Annotated in this window: 2 protein-coding genes; both read right to left on the minus strand. The window is 39.2% G+C overall.

Features of this window, described 5'->3' with window-relative positions:
- Positions 1-2,561 (minus strand): FG-GAP-like repeat-containing protein (locus tag F6K22_RS34745; protein WP_293108945.1); only part of this gene is annotated, 2,561 nt, incomplete at its 3' end.
- Between the two features lie 480 nt (positions 2,562-3,041).
- A partial coding sequence (locus tag F6K22_RS34750) for a calcium-binding protein (RefSeq protein WP_293108947.1) occupies positions 3,042-3,931 on the minus strand: 890 nt, incomplete at its 5' end.

A 3,931-nucleotide genomic window follows, 5' to 3' on the forward strand; every position in this document is an offset into this window, starting at 1 on the left:
GTTGGTGTTGGTGGTTCTGGTGTTGGTGCTGGTGGTTCTGGTGTTGGTGCTGGTGGTTCTGGTGTTGGTGCTGGTGGTTCTGGTGTTGGTGTTGGTGGTTCTGGTGTTGGTGCTGGTGGTTCTGGTGGTTCTGGTGTTGGTGTTGGTTCCGGGGTTGGCTCTGGCCTTGGTTGTGGTTGTGGATTAATAATAGGATTCGCTGGTGTAATGTTTTCCCAATACAAAAAGCTACCATCTCTTGTACCTGTGACTAAATCATCGTCACCATCCCTGTCTACATCTCCTAAAGTTAAAGTGGTACGTTCGATAAAATTACTAGGATCGACATCAATATCTTCGCCAAAAGGATGATCTGAACCAGTTAACTGCGTCCATAGATTGAAACCATCATTACGATAGGCTAATATTTCTCCATTATCGTTGCCTGCAAGTAGATCTAAATCTCCATCGCGGTCGAAGTCTATGATAGCTGGACTAATGTGGTTACCTAAATTCTGCTCCGGATTTAGAGATTGAAAAGGATTATTTTCATTGGATACTTCTTGTAAAATGCCATTTTGATTAACAAATAAACGCAGATATCTGATTTCATTGCCTGTAACCAAATCTATATCTCCATCTTTATCCCAATCTGTAGCGGTAACTAAACTATAGGAGGGGGTAAAACTTTCCACTTTTATCGGGTTAGATGCATCAGTAAGTTTTGTATATTCGCCGTTGTCATTCTGCCAATAATCGTAGCCTAGACTATCGCGATCGCCACCAACAATATCTTTATCCCCATCTCCATCAAAATCAGCAATAGCAAAACTAGAATAAGTACCTAAACTACCACCTACTTGAATATTATCGAAGGGATTATCATTGCCAATTTGTTGGTTAAAAGTACCATTATCATTGCGGAAATAAACTGCTTTGCCATCTTGATTGCCTGAAACTAAATCAAGATCGTTATCATTATCTACATCGACTAGAATAGGAGTAGAAAAATCTGTACTGCCATTAGTCGTACCTGCATCTAAGCCAGCAAAAGGATTATTACTTTCTGGTTGTCGAACAAATAATCGGGGAACAATAGTTACATTGACTGTAGCTGTTGTCATATTTCCAGTATCATCACTGACCGTATAGGTGAATGAATCTTCGATTTTTTCAATAATTCCGCTAAGTGGAGTATAAGTTAATCGATCGTCTTGTAAGTCATCAGGAGTATCATTATCGTTAAGAGCGATCGTTCCTCCAAAAATACTATTAGTATCAAAGTTAGTAATAGTTAGAGGTTGAGAATTAGGTTCAGAATCATTCAGCAGAACATCAATAGTTTTACTGTCATCTGCAAAGACATCTACGTTATCATCTTCTGGATTTGGTGGCTCATCAAAATCAATTTCTATCTCTACTGTTCCAGTAGCTTCATTTCCTGCGGTATCTTGAATAGTATAGGTAAAACTATCGGTGCTATCTGTAGTAATTCCTGGTGGACTGGTGTAAATCAAGCGATCGTCACTAAGATTATTAGGTGTACTATTATTGTCTAAACTGACTGTTGCACCTTGAGCTGTTATTGTCTCAAAATTAGTTATTTCTAGGTTTTCTCCATCCCATTCCCAGTCATTTATTAAAACATCAATAGTTTCAGAGGTATCACTTAGAATTTGAGCGCGATCATCAATGACAAAAGGTATTTTATTACCGTCAATTTTGAGATTTTCATAATATATTGCTTTGCCATCCTCATCCAGAAATAGGGCATCAATATCTCGATCTCGATCGACATCATAAAATGAAACATTAAGGTCTGTGGCATCTAAATTACCATAGGGATTATTATCGCCAAATTGTTGTATATAAGCACCATTTTGATTAACATAAAAAGAAAAATTGCCAAAACTATCCTCTACTATAACATCAAAATCACCGTCATTATCATCATCTACGCTATGAATATTTTCTAAATTATCCAAAGGAATACCAAAGAAAATATCACCTAAGAATGAGGAAAAATTGCCTCCATCATTTTGATAAATCTGAATTTCTTCTGTTGCTGAATTTTCAAATACAATATCAAGATCGTTATCAAAATCTACATCAATAGCTGCGTGAACATGGAAATCTGAACTCAGGTCTAAATCATCAAAAGGAACATTGACTCGTTCATAAACTCCATTATCATTTAACTTAAAATAATCAACTTGGGGGTCTGCAGTAGTTGTTAAACCACCATTGAAATAAGTCCAAATAAGTTCGTCGCTGCCATCTCCATCAAAATCTGCTGTAGTAGCTTCTCCACCTAACCAACCCTTGGGTATACTAAAAATAGGATTAGTAGATAAGTCATCTGATAAGACTTGATATTGTCCTGACTCAAAAAAATAAAACTCGGTATCTATGGCAAAACGAACCAGAACATCTAAGACAATAGTTTTCTGGCCATTAATAAATAATCCTGGTTGACCATTAATTGAGAGTAAATAAGGTGTAGCTAAAACTGTCCCATCAAAACGGTTTGGACCGTCTACATTAGTAAAAGGTGTGTTACTAGGATTTTGGAGTTCAAACATAGTTATTTTTCCCTGATATACACTTTGAGTAGTTACGTTGGCAGAATATCAATTTTTCGTATCCACTTAAGGATTACATAGAACCTGAAAAACCTTTGAGAGTCTACTATTCCCTTATACTTATCAAGTCTCCAGAGGTTATGCAATTTATTTTAAATAGAACTTACGCAGAGACCCTATATGTAGCGTCCGAAACTGTTGCGCAATAGTTTTTTAACTCTATATATAGTACCTTTGCGTAAGTCCTGTTAAATTCAAATTACAGCACTTTGGTCCGATGGTGAGGTACAGTTTATTCATTTTTTGTTGCCTGTTGCCTGTTGCCTATTGCCTAAAGTCTTAAAATTTTGTGCCTCATCAACTCCAAAACTGCTGTAAATTGATTTTGGTTAAAAATTTGCTCCCGTTCAAATCTTAAATTTAACGGGAGCAAGTTTGGTTTACAAGGTAATATTTAAGTATGATTAAGGGGCTAAAATTTTAACCTCTCAGGAAGAAGTCTCCTGCTTCTAACTCTGGGGTATTTGTCAAAGTCGCAAACTGACCTCCACTACCAAACCCAGTTTCACTGCCATTGGGGTTATAGAATAAATTACCATTTTCACTGTTATAAACAATTACTCCCCCAGAAGTTGCTGCTGCTTCGTCATCGGTAACTGCGGCAAATTCACTGGCAATGCTGAAACCTGTTCCCGACTGGCTGTTGATAGCAGTGAAAGTTGTCAAGTCTAGGAGAATAATATCTCCGGGTGTTTGGGAAAAATCAGTAATTGCATCTACACCAACATCCTCTGTTTGAAATTCCTGATTAGTATTGAAGATAAAGCGGTCAATACTTGCTCCTCCTGTGAGTACGTCGTTTCCTGCTCCACCGTTGAGTCGATCGCGGCCAATACCTCCTTCTAGAGTATCGTCACCATCACCTCCTAACAAGATATCGTTACCAGGGCGACCTAGCAACAGATCGTTGCCAGATTGGCCAAATAGGCGATCGCTTCCACGACCACCATTAACAGTATCATCTCCATTACCGCCAACTACTGTATCTCGGCCAACTCCGCCAGTTAAGGTATCGTTGCCATTGCCACCTCGAAGTATATCGTTACCTCTGAAACCGTTGAGTTGGTCGTCACCTTCTCCACCGTTGAGAGTGTTATCGCCATTACTACCATTGAGGGTTTCGTCTGGCGGTGGTTCTGTAGGTGCTGGTGGTTGTGTGGGAGTTGGTGGTTCTGTAGGTGCTGGTGGTTCTGTAGGTGCTGGTGGTTGTGTGGGAGTTGGTGGTTCTGTAGGTGCTGGTGGTTCTGTAGGTGCTGGTGGTTGTGTGGGAGTTGGTGGTTCTGTAGGTGCTGGTGGTTCTGTAGGTGCTG

The organism is Okeania sp. SIO2F4 (assembly GCF_010672385.1).
Classification (GTDB): Bacteria; Cyanobacteriota; Cyanobacteriia; order Cyanobacteriales; family Microcoleaceae; genus Trichodesmium.